The sequence below is a fragment of the Rhodoplanes roseus genome, from assembly GCF_003258865.1.
GTDB lineage: Bacteria > Pseudomonadota > Alphaproteobacteria > Rhizobiales > Xanthobacteraceae > Rhodoplanes > Rhodoplanes roseus.
Map to the genome: position 1 here is coordinate 14,868 of NZ_NPEX01000035.1, position 18,522 is coordinate 33,389.

The following is an 18,522-nucleotide window of genomic DNA, read 5'->3' on the forward strand; positions in this document are numbered from 1 at the left end:
CCCGAGCCGTTCTGCTCGAGCGAATGTCCGCGCGTGCGGGGCCGGATCGCGGGCCGGCACTCAGGCCGGCGGCGCGATCCGGGCCTTGACGTCGGCGAGCCCGGCGAGGGCGCCGGCCCGCAGAAATCCCTGATCGGACGACACCACGAAGGTGCTGGCACCGAGCTCCTTCAGCCAGGCCGCCTCCTTGCCATTGGCCGCGTATACGCTGATCGACTTGCCGGCGGCCCTCGCCGCGGCGGTGATCCGCTCGACCGCTTGGCGGACCGCCGGCGGGTCGGCCGATTCGTCGCCGAAGGCGGCGGTGAGATCGCCACGGCCGATGAACAGCGAATCGATCCCGTCGACCGCCGCGATGGCATCGATCTGATCGAGGGCCTCGGGGTCCTCGATCTGCTGGCGACGGCCGGCTTCGACGTCACCTTCACGGTGCGGTCCGCCACGGCGGAGGCCGAGGCGCTGATCGCCGAGCTGTCGGCTGCCGCGCCCGAGCGCAAGATCGCGGCGGAGACGCTCGACCTGTCGGACCGCGCCGCGGTCGACGCCTTCGCGAAAAGGCTCGAGGACCTGCCGGCCTTCGCCGGCTTCGTCCACAATGCCGGGCAGAGCTACGACGCGCTCGCCATGATGCTCGACCAGACGAAGGCCGAGGCCGCCATGCAGGTGAACTTCTGGTCGTTCACCCGGCTGGTCGGCGCGTTGACGCGGCCGATGATGCGCGCCAAGCACGGGCGGATCGTCGCCATCGGCTCGATCACGGCCCTGCAGGCCAACCAGGGCAACGCCGCCTACGCGGCCTCGAAAGCCGCCCTGCTCGGCTATGTCCGCACGCTGGCGGTCGAGACCGCGAGAAACGGCGTCACCGTCAACTACGTCGCGCCGGGCTTCATCGACACCGCCATGATGGCGCCCTACGAGAAGTACCGGGCCCAGATGGAGGGCCAGATCCCGGCCCGCCGCTTCGCCCGGCCGGACGAGATCGCCGGCCTCGTCGCCTTCCTGCTCTCGCCCGCCGCGTCCTACATCACCGGCGCCGTGCTGCCGGTCGACGGCGGCCTGTCGGCCGCGATAGGTGTCCACCGCTGACTGCGCGCGCCCCCGCCGCGCCCGCTCCTTCGAGGCTTCCCATGCGTGCCCTGACGCTGCTCGGCGATCGCCAGCTCGAGCTTCTCGACACCGATCCGCCGCCGCCGCCCGCCGCCGGCGAGGTGCAGGTGCGGGTCAAGGCGGTCGCGCTGAACTATCTCGACGTCTGGGGTTTTCGCGGGATGGCGTTCGCCAAGCGCAAGATGCCGCTGGTGGTCGGCGTCGAGGCGTCCGGCGAGATCGCCGCGGCGGGTCCCGACGTGACGCATCTCACGCCCGGCCAGGGCGTCGTGATGTACGGCGCGCTGACCTGCGGCACCTGCAAGGCCTGCCGGGCGGGCCGCGACAATCTCTGCGAGAACGTCGGCGGCATCATGGGATTCCATGTCGACGGCTTCACCCGCGACCTGATCAACCTGCCGGCCCGGCTGGTGGTCCCGGTGCCGGACGGCGTCAGCCTGCGCGACGCGGCCTGCGCGCCGATCGGCTTCGCCACCGTGCAGCACATGCTGTTCGACAACGCCAAGCTCGAGCCGGGTGAGACCGTGCTGGTGCATGCCGGCGGCTCCGGCATCGGCACGGCCGCGATCCTGATGGCCAAGCAGATCGGCTGCACCGTGATCACGACGGTGGGCGACGACGCCAAGGCCGAGAAGGCCAAGGCGCTCGGCGCCGATCACGTGATCAACTACAAGACCGAGCGCTTCGAGGGCGTCACCCGCAAGCTGACCCAGAAGAAGGGCGTCGACGTGGTGTTCGAGCATGTCGGCGCCGAGACGTTCAACGGCTCGCTGCTGTGCCTCAAGCGCGGCGGCCGGCTGGTCACCTGCGGCGCCACCTCGGGACCCTCGACGACGCTCAACCTGATGCAGCTCTTCCAGCAGCAGTACCGCATCATCGGCTCGTTCGGCGCCACCCTGAAGAACATCGCCGAGTCGCTCGACAAGATGGCGGCCGGCCTCAAGCCCGTGATCGACACCCAGGTGCCGCTCGCCGAGTTCGAGCGCGGCCTGGAGCGCCTCGCCAGCCGGCAGGTGTTCGGCAAGGTCGTGGTCACGCTCTGATCGCGGTTCGATGCACTCTCCCCTGCACTACTGGAAATACTGGACCTGGCGCACCGGCCTGGTGATCAAGCGCGGGCTCGACCGCACGGCCGGCCGCGCGGTGCGACCGCTGATCGGGCTGCTGCGCCGTCTCGACCGGGTGCGGGCGAGCGACAAGGCTGGCGCCGTGATGCGCCGGATCGGCCCGTTCCTGCGCGAGCACCGGATCGGCCGCGCCAACCTGAAGGCCGCCTTTCCGGACAAGTCGCCGGAGGAGATCGAGACGATTCTCTCCGGGGTGTGGGACAATCTCGGCCGGGTCGCCGTCGAGGTGATCAATCTCGATCGCATCGCCGCCCAAGGCGCGCGCGGCGAGCGGCAGTTCATCACCTATGGCGAGCGCGAGCTGAAGAAGTTCGAGGCGCTGCGCGACGGCGAGAGGCCGGCCGTGATCTTCACGGCGCATCTCGCCAACTGGGAGCTGCCGGCCGTGGTCGCCGGCATCGAGGGCCTGCGCTCGATGGTGCTGTACCGGCGCCCCAACATGCGCTCCGTCGCCGACGTGCTGATCGAAATGCGCGCGCCGCTGATGGGCAAGCTGGTGTCGTCCGGCTTCGGCGCACCGATGGCGCTGGCGCGCGGGCTCGAAGAGGGTCATCACGTCGGCATGCTGGTGGACCAGCACGACAGCAAGGGCGTCGTGGTGACGTTCTTCGGCCGCCCGTGCCGGGTCAGCCCGCTGATCGCCATGCTGGCCCGTCAGTACGAGAGCCCGATCCACGGCGTCCGCATCATCCGCCTGCCGGACGGCTGCTTCACCGGCGAGATCACCGACGCGGTGCCGCCGGTGCGCGACGCCGAGGGCCGCATCGACGTCGCCGGCACCATGCAGGCGATCACCACCGTGGTCGAGAGCTGGGTGCGCGAGTATCCCGAGCAGTGGCTGTGGCTGCACCGCCGCTGGCGGTGAGCGGCAGGCCTATTCGGTGCGGCCGAACTGGCAGCCCGGATGGGCATAGACGTAATATTCGACGCCGTAGCGGTCGGGCGGCGCCAGCTTGGGCTGGCAGAAGTCGAGCCACGCCTTGCGGCGCGCGTTCTTCTCGTCCGCCTGGGTTTTCTCGCCGGCGAGCGCCGCGGTCGCCGAAAGGCTCGCGACGTCGGGGCCGGCGAGCCGGCCGAGGTCGCCCTCGCTGGCCGCCGACGTGCGGGTCGGGGCGAACGGGCGCGATCCGGAGCTCACGTAGAAGACGCCGCGGGACTGCGTCGGCGCCGTGCGGACCGCAGCGGGTGGCGGCGTCGCGACGCTGCTCGAGCGGAACAGAGGAATGCGGATCCGGCGCGCCTCGGCCGGGGTCGAGACGGTGGCGAGGCCGATCACCAGACCGGCCGCGACGACGACGATGCGCCCCGGCGAGACCAGGGCGGGCTTGGAGCGCAGCATGACCACCTCCCGAGCGCACACACGCGGAACGGGAACATCATGACCCGAACCGCCTAAGCCGGGCTTATGGCGGCCGCTAAAAGTCTAACGATCGAGGCGGCGTTCGACGGCGCGAACGAGGGGCCTTTCCTTCTCCACGAGGGGCTTCGCATGATTGGTCGTTCCGGGACGGCGCTCCGCGCCGGACCCGGAATCCAGCCGGAACTACCGAGTTTGCAGCTGGATTCCGGGTTCGCGCCTTTGGCGCGCCCCGGAATGACGCATCATGCAAAGCCCCCCTCGCGGGAGAGGGCCGAGCGTCACGACGCTCCTTCGCGATGTCGTCTGCCGCGCGCGCTCACCGGCCGGTCTTGATGCGGGTCCACAGGCGGTTCATCAGGCGGGTCGTCTTCGCGTCGCGGGCCTTGTTGGTGTAGAGGCGGGCCATCGTCGCGGGGACCGGATAGATGCTCTTGTCGTCCAGCACGGCCTTGTCGATCAGCGGCTGGCTGGCGAGATTGCCGTTGGCGTAGGAGACGACGCTCGACGTCCTGGCCGCCACGTCGGGCCGCAGCAGATAGTCGATGAACGCATGCGCCTCGGCGACGTGCTCGGCGTCCTTCGGGATGGCGAGCTGGTCGAAGAACATCTGCGCCCCCTCCTTGGGGATCGCATAACCGACCTCGACGCCGTTCTTCGCTTCGGCGGCCCGCTTCTTCGCTTGCATGATGTCGCCCGAGAAGCCGACCACGAGGCAGATCTCGCCGCCCGCGAGCGCGTTCAGATACTCGGACGAATGGAACTTCCTCACCGACGGCCGCACCTTGGTCAGCACCTCGGCGGCGCGGTCCAGATCCTTCGGATCGGTGCTGTTGGGATCGAGCCCGAGCCAGTGCAGCGCGGCCGGCATCATGTCGTCGGCCGAGTCGAGCATGTGGACGCCGCAGGCCTTGAACTTCTGCAGGGTCTCCGGCGTGAAGACGATGTCCCACGAGTCGATCTCGACGCCGGGGCCCAGGATCTCGCGCGCCTTGGCGACGTTGTAGCCGATGCCCACCGTGCCCCAGAGATAGTTCACCGAGTAGCGGTTACCGGGATCGTGGGTGGCGACGCGGCTCTCGATCTCGGGCCAGGCGTTCTTCAGGTTCGGCAGATTCGCCTTGTCGAGCGGCAGGAACACGCCGGCCTTGATCTGCCGCTCGAGGAAGAAGGCGCTCGGCACCACCACGTCGTAGCCGGACTTGCCGGCCAGCAGCTTGGTCTCCAGCGTGTCGTTGGAGTCGAACGTGTCGTAACGGACTCTGATGCCGGTCTCGCGGGAAAACGCGTCGACCACGTCGGGCGCGATGTAGTCGGACCAGTTGTAGACGTTGACGACGCGCTCCTGCGCGAGGAGCGGCGCGCCGGACGCGAGCAGGATCACAGCGACGGCCGGCAGGGCCGGGCCCAGGAGAGCGGAGCGGCGTGCGGCGGCGGCGGGGCGCATCGGTCTCGCCTCGGGTCGTCGCGGCCGCGGTCAGCGGCGCTTCTTGCTGCGCTTGGCCCGCGGCGGCGGACCGGGCGGCGGCGGATACAGGTTCGTGTCGCAGAAGCCGCCGACCCCGCGGACCGTGGCCATGCACTGCTCGAACGAGGAGTAGGCGCAGCTCACCTGCTCGAAGCCGATGTTGAGGTGGGCGCACCACGGGTACCAGGTCGACCAGGACGGCGGCGACCAGATCCCGAACGGATCGGCCTCGGCCCGACTGCCTCCCGCGGCCAACGTCAAGGCCACGACGGTCCCCAGCAGCAGCGCACGCATGTCGCCTCCCTCACGTCCGATTCGCACCGGCTCGCGGCCGGATCGTCCCTTCTTAAGCGCGGCGGCGCGGCCCGTCCATCGGCCCACCGCCGGCACTTTGTATCGACAGGTTTCGGCCGGCGACGCCAGCCAGTGCGACGCCGGTCAGCTCTCGGTCGGCAGGCCGGCCGACTTCCACGCCTTGATGCCGCCGGCGAGATGCGCCCGGTGGGGCAGCCCTGCCGCCTGCGCCATCTCGACCGCCTTCACCGAGCGGATGCCGGAGGCGCAGGAGAACACGACCTCGCGGCCGGCGGGGTCCGGCAGCTCGGCCGGGTCGAACACGGACAGCGGCATCAGCACGGCGCCCGGAATGCGCTCGCGCGCCGTCTCGTTGGGCTCGCGCACGTCGACGAGCACGATGCGGTCGGCGGCGAGCTCGGCCGCCACCTCCTCCGGGCCGAGGTCGCGGACCTCGCTGCGGCCGAACAATCCGAACATGAGAGCCCCCTCCTGCACGCATCGGCGATGGCCGGAGCCGGGTCGCCGGAGCCGGGTCGACGATTCGCCGCGCCCCGGCTGCGACATTTGGGCATGGGGCAGGCACTTTCAAGGCAGCGCACTGCCCCGACCGGGCCGGCGCAGAGCTAGATCGTCACTTGCGTACCGATCTCGACGACCCGGCCGGTCGGGATCTGGAAGTACTCGGTGGCGTCGTTGGCGGTGCGGGCGAGCGTGATGAACAGCCGGTCCTGCCAGTGCGGCATGCTGGAGCGCGCCGCCGGCTTCAGCAGACGCCGCGACAGGAAGAACGACGTCGACATGATGTCGAACTGCCAGCCGAGCTTTCGCGCGACGGCCAGCGCGCGCGGCACGTTGGGGCTCTCCATGTAGCCGAACCGCAGCGTGACGCGCGAAAAGCTCGCGCTGATCTTCTCGATGGTGACGCGGTCGGAGGGCTTCACCCGCGGCGTGTGCAGCGTCACCACGTTGAGGATGACGTTGTTCTCGTGCAGCACCTTGTAGTGCTTGAGGCTGTGCATCAGCGCGGTGGGCGCGCTGTTCGGATCGGCGGTCAGGAACACGGCCGTGCCCGGCACCCGCTGCGGCGGCTTGCGCTCCAGCATCGCCACCAGCCCGTCGAGCGGTGTCTCCAGCCGCCGCGTCTTCTCGAACAGCAGCCGCGTCCCGCGCTGCCACGTCGCCATGAGGACACCGACGCCGGTCGCGAACACCAGCGGCACCCATCCGCCGTCGACGACCTTCAGCAGGTTGGCGGCCAGGAAGGCGAGATCGATGACGAAGAACGGCACCATCACGGCGGCCGCGACGAGTGGCGACCAGCCCCACACCCGCCAGATCACCACGAAGGCCATGGCGGCCGTGACCACCATGGTGCCGGTCACCGAGATGCCGTAGGCGGCGGCGAGCGCGCTCGACGAGCGGAACAGGGCGACCAGCAGCAGGACGCCGAGCAGCAACGCGTGGTTCACCCGCGGCAGGTAGATCTGGCCCTCCTGCGCCTCCGAGGTGTGGCGCACCTCGAGCCGCGGCAGCAGGCCGAGCTGGATCGCCTGGCGGGTGAGCGAATAGGCCCCGGTGATCACCGCCTGGCTGGCGATCACGGTCGCCACGGTGGCGAGCGCCACCATCGGGATCAGCGCCCACTCGGGCACCAGCAGGAAGAACGGGTTCTCGATCGCCTCCGGATGGGCGAGGACGAGGGCCGCCTGCCCGAAATAGTTCAGCGCCAGCGACGGCAGCACCAGCGCCAGCCACGCCACCTGGATCGGCCGGCGGCCGAAATGGCCGAGATCGGCATACAGCGCCTCGGCGCCGGTGACGGCGAGAAAGACCGCGCCCAGCGTGACGAAGCCGATGTGCCCGTGCCCCCACAGGAACATCACGGCGTGGCGGGGATCGAGCGCGGCGACGACGCCCGGATCATCGGCCACATGGGCGAGGCCGGCGGCCGCGATCACCACGAACCAGACGATCATGATCGGCCCGAACAGCGCCGCGACCCGCGCCGTGCCGTGCGACTGGACCGCGAAGAGCCCGACCAGGATGACCACCGTGATGGGCACCACCGCGTGGTCGAAGGCCGGCGTCACGATCTTCAGGCCCTCGACCGCGGACAACACCGAGATGGCCGGCGTGATCAGCGCGTCGCCGAAGAACAGCGCCGCACCGGCGATGCCGAAGGCCAGCATCACGCTCCCGTGGCCGGCGGCGCGCTTGGCCAGCGCCATCAGGGTCAGCGTGCCGCCCTCGCCGTTGTTGTCGGCGTGCAGCAGGATCAGCACGTATTTGCAGGTGACGACCAGAACCAGCGCCCACAGGATCAGCGACAGCACGCCGAGCACGGCGGCGCGATCGGCGGCGCCGCCGCCGGCCGCCATCACGGCCTCGCGGAAGGCGTAGAGCGGACTGGTTCCGATGTCCCCGTAGACGACCCCGATGCTGCCGATCATCAGCGGAACGAACCGCGACGGCGGATGGCAGTCGACCGGCACGAGAGCCTCCGAGGGCCCGGGGCCGGCAGCACGTTCGGTCATGTGATCCTCGTCGCCCCGCGACACGGGCGGGGCTTATAGCACCGCGCCGCGGCGGCGCCAGGGCTGGGCCGCATTGCGAGGTTTGCATGCGAAGGGCCGGGATCTCGCACTCACGTTGTGGTGAACGCGGATCGGGACCCGCCGCCCTGACGCCGGGCGGCTCGGTCGCTGCGGCCGACGCCGCCGGTCAGACCGTCACCTGGGTGCCCACCTCGACCACCCGGCCGGTCGGAATCTGGAAGAAGTCGGTCGCGTCGCTCGCCGATTTAGCGAGGCGGATGAAGAGGTTGTCCTGCCATTTCGGCATCCCGGACTGGGCCGCCGGCTTGAGCGCCCGGCGCGACAGGAAGAACGAGGTGGACATGATGTCGAAGTGCCAGCCCTGCTTGCGGGCGATCGCCAGCGCCTTCGGCACGTTGGGCGTCTCCATGAAGCCGAAGCGCAGCACGACCTTGCTGAACAGAGGCGAGATCTGGGTGATGCGCACCCGGTCCTCCTCGGTCACCCGCGGCGTGTCGGCGCTCTCGATGGTCAGCACCACGTTGTGCTGATGCAGCACCTTGTTGTGCTTGAGGTTGTGGAGGAGCGCGGTCGGCGCGGAATCGGGATCGCCGGTGAGGAAGACGGCGGTGCCGGGCACGATGTAGGGCGGCTTCTTGGAGAGCGTCTGGACCAGCGTCTCCAGGGGAATCTCGAGGTGGCGGGTCTTGGCGGCGAGCAGCCGCGAGCCGCGCCGCCAGGTCATGATCAGGAGCACGATCACGCCGCCGAACAGCAGCGGCGCCCAGGCGCCTTCCAGGAGCTTCATCAGGTTGGCGACGAAGAAGGTGCCGTCGATCACCACGAACGGGACGATGATGGCGGCCGCCGACCACGGCTTCCAGCCCCACAGCTTCCAGATCACGACGAAGCCGAGCAGCGCGTCCACCACCATCGTGGTGGTCACGGCGATGCCGTAGGCGGAGGCGAGATGGCTCGACGTCTTGAACATCGCGACGAGCAGCATCACGCCGATCAGGAGCGCGGTGTTGACGCGCGGGATGTAGATCTGGCCCGAATGGGTCTCCGAGGTGTGGCGGATCGCGAGGCGCGGGATGAGGCCGAGCTGGATCGCCTGCCGGGTGATCGAGTAGGCGCCGGTGATCACGGCCTGGCTGGCGATCACGGTGGCGGCGGTGGCGAGCAGCACCATGGGAAACAACAGGGGCTCGGGCACCATCCGGTAGAACGGGTTCTCGATCGCGTCGGGGTGCGCCAGCACCATGGCGCCCTGGCCGAAATAGTTGATGACGAGAGCCGGGAAGACGAGGCCGAACCACGCCGACTGGATCGGCTTGCGGCCGAAATGACCCAGGTCGGCGTACAGCGCCTCGCCGCCCGTGACGGCCAGGAACACGGCGCCCAGCGTGACCAGCCCGGTCACCGGATGGGCGACCACGAAGCGGATCCCGTGCAGCGGATTCACCGCGGCGAAGATGTGCGGATCGTCGGCGAGATGCAGGAAGCCGAGGCCGGCCAGCGCCACGAACCAGACGACCATCACGGGGCCGAAGAACGCCGCCACCCTGGCGGTCCCGCGCGACTGGACGGCGAACAGCGCCACCAGAATGGTGACCGTGAAGGGCATGACCGCGTGCTCGAAGGCCGGGGTGACGATCTTCAGGCCCTCGACCGCCGACAGCACCGAGATGGCCGGCGTGATCACCGAGTCGCCGTAGAACATCGCCGCCCCGATGATGCCGAGCATCACCACCGGCACGGTGCGCCGGCCGAGCGCCCGCGAGGCGAGCGCCGTGAGGGAGAGCGTGCCGCCCTCCCCGTGGTTGTCGGCATGCAGCAGGAGCAGCACGTATTTGGCCGTGACGACGATGGTGAGCGCCCACAGGATCAGGGAGAGGACGCCCAGCACGGCGCCCTGGGTGATCGGCCCGTCGCCGACGGCGGAGCGAAGCGCCTCGCGGAACGCGTAGAGCGGGCTGGTGCCGATGTCGCCGTAGACGACGCCCACGCTGCCGAGGGTCAGCCCCCAGAAGCTGGAATCGTGCGCATGGCCGCGGGAGGACGGGTCGTGCCGGTCCGACGACGTGGTGTCGCGGGTCGCCTCGTTCATGGTGTCGCCGATAGTCCCCGCGATCCAGCCGACGAGAAGTGCCCGGACAGCCAAGCGGCCGCCCGGCTTCCGCCGCCGAGTCACGCCAATAGCACGACCGGGCGCCGGCACAACCGCCTTGGAGGCGAACGCGCCATGCGGCCGCTGGGTCCCGACGAGGCGACCGGGCTCGGACGAAGGGCGCCGGCCGGATCGAGCCGCCGGGGACGCTCAGGGGGCGAAGTCGAGCGGGATGGGCGGCTCCTCCCGCATCAGCGTAATGGTGACGCGTCGGTTTGCCGCAATGTAGGGATCGTCCGGGAACAACGGCTGGGTGTCGGACTTGCCGGCCACCATGAAGAAGTTGGCCAGCGGGACCCCCTCCTCCTCCAGGATGCGGCGCACCGCATTGGCCCGCTCGGCCGACAGCTCCCACGGCCCGAAGCCGGGCCGGAACGGGGTCTTGCTGGCCGAGGTGTGGCCCGTGATCGAAATGCGGAACGGGGTCGACTTGAGCGGCACGCTGAGCTTCTCGATCAGCCTGCGGGTGCGTTCGTAAGGCTCCCGCGAGCCTTCCGGGAACATCGAGCGCCCGTCCTGGTCGACGATCTCGACATTGAGGCCCTCGCGGGTCTCCTCGATCATGATGTGCTTGGAGACCTCGGTCAGCTCCGGCATGTCCTGCAGCGCCTGGCGCAGCGAGGCGGCCGCCAGCGCGAAGGCCTTGTCCTGCTTCAGCCGCGCCCCGGTCGAGCGGCTGCGGTCGTGCTGGTCGGGGGTCGGATTGGCCGACGCCTCCTCGGGGGGGATGTGGGCGGCGTTCTTGAGCTTCGGCCGGGTCGGTAGGCCGGGGACCTCGATGATGCCGGAGTAGCGGATATTCGCCTGCACGCCGAAGGCGTCTCGCATCGAGCCGGCGACGATCTGCAGCTTCTGCTGGTCCTGGGTCGAAAAGGCGCACAGCATGACGAAGAACGCCACCAGCAGGCCCATCAGGTCGGCGAAGGTGACGAACCACCCGTGCCCCCCGCCGTGCCCTCCGTCCTTGCGACGTGCCATGTCCGAAAACTCCCGCGTGCGCCGTGGCGCCGGCTCAGGCTGCCGCCGCCTCGGCCATTTCCTCGCGGTTCTTCTCGGGGACGTAGGCGAGCAGCATCTCGCGAACGACCGACGGGCTCTTCGAGTCGCGGATCATCAGCACGCCGTCGATGATGAGGGTCCGGTTGATCTCCTCGTCGACCAGCTTGCCGTGCAGCTTGTCGGCGATCGGCAGGCAGAAGAGGTTGGCGACCGCCGCGCCGTAGAAGGTGGCGAGCAGCGCGACCGCCATGTAGGGGCCGAGCTTGGACGGATCGGTCATGTTGGCGAACATCTGCACCATGCCGATCAGCGTGCCGACCATGCCGAAGGCCGGGGCGCAGTCGCCGATGGCACGATAAATCTTCTGGCCCTCGTCGAGATGGGTGAGGAAGTTGTCGCGATCGCGTTCGAGATTGTCGCGGATGAAGTCGACGTCGTAGCCGTCGGCGACCAGCCGCACGCCTTTCGCCAGGAAGGAGTCCTCCGTGTCGACCTTCTCCAGGCCGATCGGGCCCTGCTTGCGGGCGATCTCGGCGAGATTCGAGATCTCGTCGATCAGCTCGCGCTGGGTCATCCGGCGCAGCGTGAAGGCGAACTTCAGGCCGAGCGGCAGGCCGTGGAAGATCGACGACAGCGGGAAGCGGATCAGGGTCGCCGCGAAGGCGCCGCCGAAGATGACGATGAAGGCGTGAACGTCGAGAAACATCCCGATGTCGCCACCCATCATGATCAGGGTGACGAGCACGATCAGGCCGGAGACCAGGCCGAGTGCGGTCGAGATGTCCATCCGATACTCCAGCACATGACGCTGAACGCGCCGGCACCCGACGGACGCATACACGCCGGACGCATAATGGACAGTAGGATCAAGCCGTCTAAAAAGCGTAAAAGAGTAGGGACACGGGGCGATCTTCGTTCATCCTCGGCAGCTTGGACGAAATGCCGCGGCGCGACCGGAACCGCACCGCGGGCGCTCGAATACCGGCGCCGATCGACGCGATCGGCCCCGGTCGAACCACAGGGCGGCGCGCCGCAGGGGACCGAAGATGGCCGAATACGAGCTCTACTGTTTCGCACAATCCGGCAATGCGTACCGGGTGGCACTGATGCTGAACCTGGTCGGGGCCGACTGGGCCCCCGTTTGGATCGACTTCTTCGAGGCCGGCGAGACCCGCACGCCGGAGTTCCGGACCGGCGTCAACGAGATGGGCGAGGCCCCGGTGCTGGCGCATGGCGACCGGAAGCTCAGCCAGTCGAGCATCTGCCTGACCTATCTGGCGCGGCGCTTCGAGCGGTTCCTGCCGCAGGGCGAGGACGAGGAGCTGGAGGCGTGGCGCTGGATCGTCTTCGACAACCAGAAGGTGAACGGAATGCTGGGGCCGTACCGGTTCCTGCGGACGCTGGCCAAGACGCCGGGTGACCCGGCCGTGCTGGCGTTCCTGCGTGGCCGGGGCGAGGCGGCGCTGTCGGTCGTCGACAAGCGGCTGGCCGGCCGGACCTGGCTGGTGAGCGACAGACCGACCATCGCCGACGTGTCGATGTGCGGCTACCTCTATTACCCGGCCGACGAGTTCGGCTTCGACATTCCGGCCACCTACCCGAACATCGCGGCCTGGCTCGAGCGCCTGAAGGGCCTGCCCGGCTGGAAGCATCCCTACGAGCTGATGCCGGGCTTCCCGCTGAAGCGGTGACGCGGTGGCGGCGCCGGCATCGGAGGGATGAACGACTCCGCAGCCGCGTGCCCCGGACAAGGCGCAGCAGGCCGCAGGCCTGATGCGCCGCAGAGCCGGGGCCATCGTCTTCGCCCTGCCGATCGGCCCGCCGGACCGCCTCGCCGGACGCCCCTGGGTCCCGGCTCTGCGGTGCACCGCTTCGCGCTGCACCGCGTCCGGGACACGAGCGAGGTGCGGCGCCGAGCGTTCAAGTTTCTCCCGAGCGCGGATTCGGGCGAACCGCCCGCCTCACCCGATCAGGTAGATCGGGCTCGACCAGGCCTGGTGGCCGTCCGCCTGGGTGACCCGCACATAGACGGGCAAGTCGGCCCCGCCCGCGAACGCCGCCTCGTGCGTGAAGGCCAGGCGGCGCTCCCAGTCCTGCTCGGGAAGCCGGTACAGGCTCACCCGCCGGCCGAGCCCGCCCCCTTCGAAAGCGGCCGTCCCGTCGGCCAGGCCGGCCAGATCGACCGTCCCACCGACGACATTGGTCTCGATCGACAGCGTGCCGCGGTCGGGCTCGTCGAGCCACAGGTCGATGCCGGCGAGATTGCCGGTGGTGACCGACGACCAGGCGAGCGCCGCGCCGGGCGCCGTCTCGCGCACCTGCCGCTCGGGATTGAGGAAGTTGACCGGCGCGAAGCGGGCGATCCGGTTGCCGCTGACCGCGAGCTTGCCCTGCCACACGACCTCGCGGCCACGGCCGCGATACTCCGCCCCCTGCCACAGCACCCGGACGCGACGGCCGAGGGCGGACGCCGCAAAGGGCCGCACGGCCCGCACCGGCTCCTTGCCGTGGAACACGTCGACCCGCTCGATCGGCGCCGTGCCGATCGCCTCCACGGCGAGCCGCATCGGCACCACGCCGGGCCGGACGATGTCGCCCATCAGCACCTCGCGGGCCGAGCGCTCGCCGGCCGGTCCGAGCGCCGGATCGTCGTCGAGCACGGTCACGGGCGCGTCGAAGCTGCCGCGCACGTCGAGGAACAGCCGCGTCCCCGTCGTGCCGTAATGGTGGCGGGCGCGCAGCGCCGCGAACAGGGCGTCGCGGGTCAGCTCGGGCATCAGGTAGCAGCTGAGCCCGCCGATGGCGCCGAACGTCGAGGCGCCCGGCCTTGTGGCGCCCGGGCGTCCCTTGTGGTCGTCGCTGTGGCAGACGACGCCGACCCGGTAGCCGCGGTCGAAGGCGTCGTGCAGCAGCCACTCGAACGTGCCCCAGGTCGAATGGACCTCCACGGCGCGCTCGATGCGGCCGTCATGGGCGTAGCCGATGTCGGCATAGCGGCCGCCGACATGGGCGATCACCACGGCGTCCTCGCCGGCGAGCGCCGCAAACAGATCGTGTGCGGTGTGGCAGTCGCTGCCGTCGCGATCGGCGTGGTCGACCAGGATGCGCGAGGAGCGGCGGATCGGCCGGCCCTCGTGCCGGTAGAACACGTTGCGGTCGCCGCCCAGGCCCGTATTGCCGGACCATTCGTAACCCGGCAGGCAGACGAAGCGGCCCGGCACGTCGAACGACGCGGTGAGGCGGTTGAGCTCCGCCCAGAACGCGTCGGTGATCTGAAAGTCGTTGCCCTGGTGGCCGACCATGTCGACGAAGGCCTTGTCGCGGGCATAAGCGAAATAGGCCTCCGCCGGTCCGGTGCCGACCGTCTCGCCGCTCTGGCCGTGCAGATCGGCCCAGTAGCGGCGCAGTGGCGCCGCCGCGACCACCTTCATCGGATTGGCGTCGGCGAGCGTCTCGCCGTCCCCTGACGACAGGCGCAGCCCGACGTCACCGGGCGCGGTCGCGATGATCCCCTCGATCACGTGCGGCCCGTCGCCCGGCGCGACGTCGATGTGATCCGGCAAGCCTTGCAGCGGCTGGGAGGACGACAGCGCGATGCGGGCGTCGGCCTTGTCGGTCGGGTTGCCCCAAACATCCTCGGCCAGCACGGCGAGGCGGAACGGCTCGCCGACGACCGCGAGCGACGGCAGGATCGCCTTCCAGCGTGCCGGCGCGCCGGGCATCAGCGCGAAGCGCGGCGACGACGCGAGCTCGGTGAACTCGTAGGTCGCGAACGCGTCGACGAACATCTTGAACTCGAATGCATCCTCGCAGTTCGTCTGCAGCCGCAGCCCGGGCGAGCCCTGCCGGGTGTCGCCGAGCCGTACCGTCAGCGTGTCGCCTTCGCGCAGGAAGCCGCGGCCGACCCGGATCACCAGCGTGTTGGCCCACGGGCGGATGTTGACGCGATCGAGCCGCACCTCGAGCGCCGCGCCGTTGCTCGCCTCGACGGTCGTGTAGTTCGGCGCCTTCGGATCCTTGAACTGCGGCTTGCCCATGTCGGACGTGGTACGCCACGTGATCTTCAACATCCCCGTGTCGTCGACGCCGAACGGCCCGGCCGTGTAGGTCAGGGTCAGGGCGGCGTAGGATCCGGCCGTGAACGGGCCGGCGGGCACGAGCGTGGCGGAGCCCATCTGCTCGGGCAGATAGTTTGCATGCGGCATGTAAATTGCACACTTTTGTCAGGACGATGATGGACCCCGGCGCGGGACGCGGCGAGAATAACCGAGGCGACGTGACAATGACACTCAGCATACGAAGTGGATCCCGACGACGCGGACCCGGCCTGCGCGTCGCCACCGCGGTCGTGATCGCGCTGATCGCGGGATCCTGTGCCGCGCTGCTCGCCTCGCCGGCCGGGGCCGACGAGTGGCCGAGCCGGCCGATCCGCTTCATCGTGCCGTTTCCGGCCGGCGGCTCCACCGACATCGCGGCGCGCCTCGTCGCCAACAAGCTCTCGCAGTCGCTCGGCCAGCAGGTCTTCATCGAGAACAAGACCGGCGGCGCCGGCAATATCGGCTTCGAGGCCGCGGCCAAGAGCGCCCCGGACGGCTACACGGTCCTGATCGGCCCGGACTCGCTCGCCAGCGCGCCGCATGTGTTCAAGCTGGCCATCGATCCGCTCAAGGATCTGTCGGCCGTGATCCAGCTCTCGCGCCAGCCGATCGCGCTCGCGGTACATCCCTCGCTCGGCGTCGACTCCGTCGCCGATCTGATCACGCTGGCCAAGAAGCAGCCCGGGATGACCTACGCGACCTCCGGCGTCGGCTCGCAGCAGCACATCGTGGCGGAGTGGTTCGCGCAGATCGCCGGCATCCGCCTGGAGCACGTGCCGTATCGCGGCGGCGGCCAGGCGATCAACGATCTGATCGCCGGACACGTGAAGATCGGCTCGCTCGGCTCCTCGCCGGTGATTCCGCATGCCCGCGCCGGCACGCTCAAGATCCTGGCGCAGTCCACGGCGCAGCGCTCGCCCAGCCTGCCGGACGTGCCGACCTACACGGAGGCCGGAATCCCGCTCGTGCTCGACCAATGGGTCGGGGTGTTCGTACCGGCCGGCACGCCGCCCGCCGTCGTCGCGCGGCTCAATGCCGAGATCGCCAAGGCGCTCGCCGAGCCCGAGGTGCGGGACGGCCTGATGCAGTCCGCGCAGGAGCCGGTGGGCGGCAGCGAGGCCGCCCTGACCAAGCTCCTGCACGACGACTTCGAGCGCTACCGGACGCTGGTGAAGGAGATCAACATCAAGCCGCAGTGATGCGCGGCCCGCAGCCGGCCCGGCCGGCTGCGGGCACGGCCGGCGCGGCGGCCGGTCTCACAATGCGGCGGCGAAATGCTGCCCCAGGCCGGCGAACAGGCCGCGCCCGTCGGTGCAGCCCATCAGCTCTTCGACGTGGTTCTCCGGGTGCGGCATCATGCCGAGCACGTTGCCGCGCTCGTTGAGGATGCCGGCGATCGCGTAGATCGAGCCGTTCATGTTCCATTCCGGCGACAGGGCGCCGTCCGGCGCCGTGTAGCGGAACACGATGCGGCCCTCGCCCTCCAGCCGGGCGATGGTCTCCGAATCGGCCATGTAGTTGCCCTCGCCATGGGCGACCGGGACCCGGATCACCTGACCGGCCGTGTAGCCGCGGGTGAAGGGCGTGTCGGCCCGCTCGACCCGGATATAGGCGTCCTTGCAGATGAACTTGAGGCCGGCATTGCGCATCAGCACGCCCGGCAGCAGCCCCGCCTCGCAGAGGATCTGGAAGCCGTTGCAGACCCCGAGCACGAGGCCGCCCTTCGCCGCGAAGGCCCGGACCGCATCCATGACCGGGGCCCGCCCGGCGATAGCACCGCAGCGCAGGTAATCGCCGTACGAGAACCCGCCCGGCAGCACCACCAGGTCGGTGCCGGCGGGCAGCGCGGTGTCGCTGTGCCAGACCATCTCGGCGTCGCTACCGGCGCACAGGCGCAGGGCCCGCGCCATGTCGCGCTCGCGGTTGATGCCGGGGAAGACGAGGACGGCGGATTTCATGGTTCAGTTCCCCGGTCGGACCGGACGAGGATCGTCAGGAGACGATCTCGACCCGAAAATCCTCGATCACGGTGTTGGCGAGCAGGCGTTCGGCCGCCTCCTTCAAGGCGGCCTCGGCGCGGCCGCGGTCGGCGCCCGGCAATTCGACGTCGAACACCTTGCCCTGGCGCACGCTCGCGATCCCGTCGACGCCGAGCGACTTCAGCGCCCCCTCGATCGCCTTGCCCTGGGGGTCGAGAACCCCGGACTTCAGGGTGACGGTGACACGGGCTTTCATCGCAAAGTGTCCTCGGGGCTGACGGTGGTCGGCCGTGTCCTAGCACCCGGGCCGCGCCCCCTCAACCGGGTCGGGCGGGGATCGCTCGTTAACCCTGGGCGGCGGCCTTTCGCGAGATCGTCCAATCCGCCGGCCCGGCGCAACCATACATTTACACTGAACGGGCCAGGCTCGCGGGAATTGATCCGGGCGGAGCTCGAGCCATGCGCAAGATCGTTTCGATCATGTTGCGGTATTTCTTCCGCGAGATCGCGTCCAAGCTGGGCCTCGTCCTGATCTTCGGCGCCCTCGGGTTCGCCGGCATCAAGGCCTGGGAGACGGCCACCTATCGGCCCGCGCAGGCGACCGTGACGGGTGAGCAGATCCGGTGCGAGTTGAACTATCGCCTGGGCGGGCGGACGATCCACGAGGCGACCGTCGCGTGCGGAAGAGTGGCGGCCGTCAAGGCACAGTCGCCCGACACCGCCTGGATCGTGAGCCCGAAATCCTACCTGACGATCGCCTTCGTCACCGCGGCCGGCGCGCCCGTCACCGTCACGGCGTTGCGCGGCAAGCTCGAGGCTGCGACCGCCGTGGTCGGCGACACGATCGCGATCCTCTACTCGCCGTCAAATCCCACTGTCGTGGCCGCCCCGATCGAAGGCGGGCTCGCCGCCATGCTCGGGGCGACATTGCTGGCCGGCGGCATCCTGGTCGTCCTGTCGCGACGCCTGCGGGACAAGACCGCGGCGAACGAAGCGACCGAGAGCGCGACGACAGGGACCGTGGATCAGCCGTCGCCGGCGCCGGCGAGCCCGGCCGTCCAGCCGCAGGCGCCGCGTCCCCTCAGTGGAGCCGGTCCGGCGCCCCAGCCGATCGCCTTCGGTCAGCAGGCGCCCGTCGTCGATTACGGCGCCGCTTCGCGTCAGGTCGGCACGGTGTCGCGATAGATCTCGCCGAGCGGCAGCATCACGTCGGCGACCTGATCACGTCGTCGATCGTCACCCCGAATGTGCCCCCGGGCCCGCAGGTGGACGCGTTGTCGCGGGCCCCCGGCTCGACCTCGACGCGACTCCTGGCCATCCCCACATCGACCGAGACGATACCGCGGAGGAGAGTCGGTGAGGCCCGAGCGAACATGTCCGTCGGAGC

General features: G+C 69.7%; 18 protein-coding genes. 6 read left to right on the plus strand and 12 right to left on the minus strand.

The features are described 5' to 3' along the window. Positions 1–60 precede the first annotated feature (60 nt). On the minus strand, positions 61–393 hold the full coding sequence (locus CH341_RS07570) for an aldolase/citrate lyase family protein (RefSeq protein ID WP_111418444.1): 333 nt from the start codon (positions 391–393) through the stop codon (positions 61–63). On the opposite strand from CH341_RS07570, the gene CH341_RS07575 reads away from it, so the two are divergent. The 3 genes from CH341_RS07575 to CH341_RS07585 are packed head-to-tail and all read left to right on the plus strand — an operon-like array spanning position 361 to position 3,099. Continuing rightward, positions 361–1,086: an SDR family oxidoreductase gene (locus CH341_RS07575; RefSeq protein ID WP_245430936.1), complete on the plus strand. Its 726-nt coding sequence runs from the start codon at positions 361–363 to the stop codon at positions 1,084–1,086. The two genes, CH341_RS07570 and CH341_RS07575, sit on opposite strands and share 33 nt — an antisense overlap. 41 nt (positions 1,087–1,127) lie before the next feature. Continuing rightward, entirely contained in the window at positions 1,128–2,150 is a 1,023-nt protein-coding gene (locus CH341_RS07580; protein WP_111418425.1) for a zinc-binding dehydrogenase, read from the plus strand. 10 nt (positions 2,151–2,160) lie between these two features. Beyond that, the gene (locus CH341_RS07585) at positions 2,161–3,099 is read left to right on the plus strand and encodes a lipid A biosynthesis lauroyl acyltransferase (RefSeq protein ID WP_111418426.1); all 939 of its coding nucleotides are present in this window, start codon (positions 2,161–2,163) and stop codon (positions 3,097–3,099) included. Positions 3,100–3,108: 9 nt separating this feature from the next. Here CH341_RS07585 and CH341_RS07590 read toward each other — a convergent pair whose 3' ends face one another. The 8 genes from CH341_RS07590 to CH341_RS07625 form a co-directional block, all read right to left on the minus strand. Then, positions 3,109–3,573: a hypothetical protein gene (locus CH341_RS07590; RefSeq protein ID WP_111418427.1), complete on the minus strand. Its 465-nt coding sequence runs from the start codon at positions 3,571–3,573 to the stop codon at positions 3,109–3,111. A gap of 337 nt (positions 3,574–3,910) precedes the next feature. Next, on the minus strand, positions 3,911–5,038 hold the full coding sequence (locus tag CH341_RS07595; RefSeq protein WP_111418428.1) for a polyamine ABC transporter substrate-binding protein: 1,128 nt from the start codon (positions 5,036–5,038) through the stop codon (positions 3,911–3,913). Positions 5,039–5,068: 30 nt separating this feature from the next. Then, entirely contained in the window at positions 5,069–5,353 is a 285-nt protein-coding gene (locus tag CH341_RS07600) for a DUF3551 domain-containing protein (protein WP_111418429.1), read from the minus strand. A 144-nt stretch (positions 5,354–5,497) separates the two neighbouring features. Then, entirely contained in the window at positions 5,498–5,833 is a 336-nt protein-coding gene (locus tag CH341_RS07605; RefSeq protein WP_111418430.1) for a rhodanese-like domain-containing protein, read from the minus strand. Between the two features lie 146 nt (positions 5,834–5,979). Beyond that, entirely contained in the window at positions 5,980–7,806 is a 1,827-nt protein-coding gene (locus CH341_RS07610; RefSeq protein WP_245430937.1) for a potassium transporter Kup, read from the minus strand. A gap of 271 nt (positions 7,807–8,077) precedes the next feature. Next, on the minus strand, positions 8,078–10,000 hold the full coding sequence (locus CH341_RS07615; RefSeq protein ID WP_111418432.1) for a potassium transporter Kup: 1,923 nt from the start codon (positions 9,998–10,000) through the stop codon (positions 8,078–8,080). A 210-nt stretch (positions 10,001–10,210) separates the two neighbouring features. After that, complete coding sequence (locus CH341_RS07620) at positions 10,211–11,038, minus strand: OmpA/MotB family protein (RefSeq protein WP_111418433.1); 828 nt, start codon at positions 11,036–11,038, stop codon at positions 10,211–10,213. A gap of 34 nt (positions 11,039–11,072) precedes the next feature. Next, entirely contained in the window at positions 11,073–11,846 is a 774-nt protein-coding gene (locus tag CH341_RS07625; RefSeq protein WP_111418434.1) for a motility protein A, read from the minus strand. Positions 11,847–12,105: 259 nt separating this feature from the next. Here CH341_RS07625 and CH341_RS07630 point away from each other — a divergent pair, with 259 nt between their 5' ends. Then, complete coding sequence (locus CH341_RS07630; RefSeq protein ID WP_111418435.1) at positions 12,106–12,750, plus strand: glutathione S-transferase family protein; 645 nt, start codon at positions 12,106–12,108, stop codon at positions 12,748–12,750. 270 nt (positions 12,751–13,020) lie between these two features. On the opposite strand, the gene CH341_RS07635 is transcribed toward CH341_RS07630, so the two are convergent. Further along, the gene (locus tag CH341_RS07635) at positions 13,021–15,264 is read right to left on the minus strand and encodes a DUF3604 domain-containing protein (protein ID WP_111418436.1); all 2,244 of its coding nucleotides are present in this window, start codon (positions 15,262–15,264) and stop codon (positions 13,021–13,023) included. A gap of 77 nt (positions 15,265–15,341) precedes the next feature. On the opposite strand from CH341_RS07635, the gene CH341_RS07640 reads away from it, so the two are divergent. Beyond that, a complete protein-coding gene (locus tag CH341_RS07640) occupies positions 15,342–16,355 on the plus strand; it encodes a Bug family tripartite tricarboxylate transporter substrate binding protein (RefSeq protein WP_170149517.1) in 1,014 nt (337 codons plus the stop codon). 57 nt (positions 16,356–16,412) lie between these two features. Here the strand turns inward: CH341_RS07640 and purQ are convergent, their stop codons facing one another. Both purQ and purS read right to left on the minus strand, forming a co-directional pair. After that, positions 16,413–17,114 carry a phosphoribosylformylglycinamidine synthase subunit PurQ gene (gene purQ / locus CH341_RS07645; RefSeq protein ID WP_111418438.1) on the minus strand — a complete coding sequence of 234 codons (702 nt, stop codon included), beginning with the start codon at positions 17,112–17,114 and terminating at the stop codon, positions 16,413–16,415. 34 nt (positions 17,115–17,148) lie between these two features. Further along, positions 17,149–17,391, minus strand: a complete 243-nt coding sequence (gene purS, locus CH341_RS07650; protein WP_111418439.1) for a phosphoribosylformylglycinamidine synthase subunit PurS — start codon at positions 17,389–17,391, stop codon at positions 17,149–17,151. Between the two features lie 203 nt (positions 17,392–17,594). Between purS and CH341_RS07655 the strand changes: the two genes are divergently transcribed. Next, positions 17,595–18,320 carry a hypothetical protein gene (locus CH341_RS07655; protein WP_111418440.1) on the plus strand — a complete coding sequence of 242 codons (726 nt, stop codon included), beginning with the start codon at positions 17,595–17,597 and terminating at the stop codon, positions 18,318–18,320. Positions 18,321–18,522 lie beyond the last annotated feature (202 nt).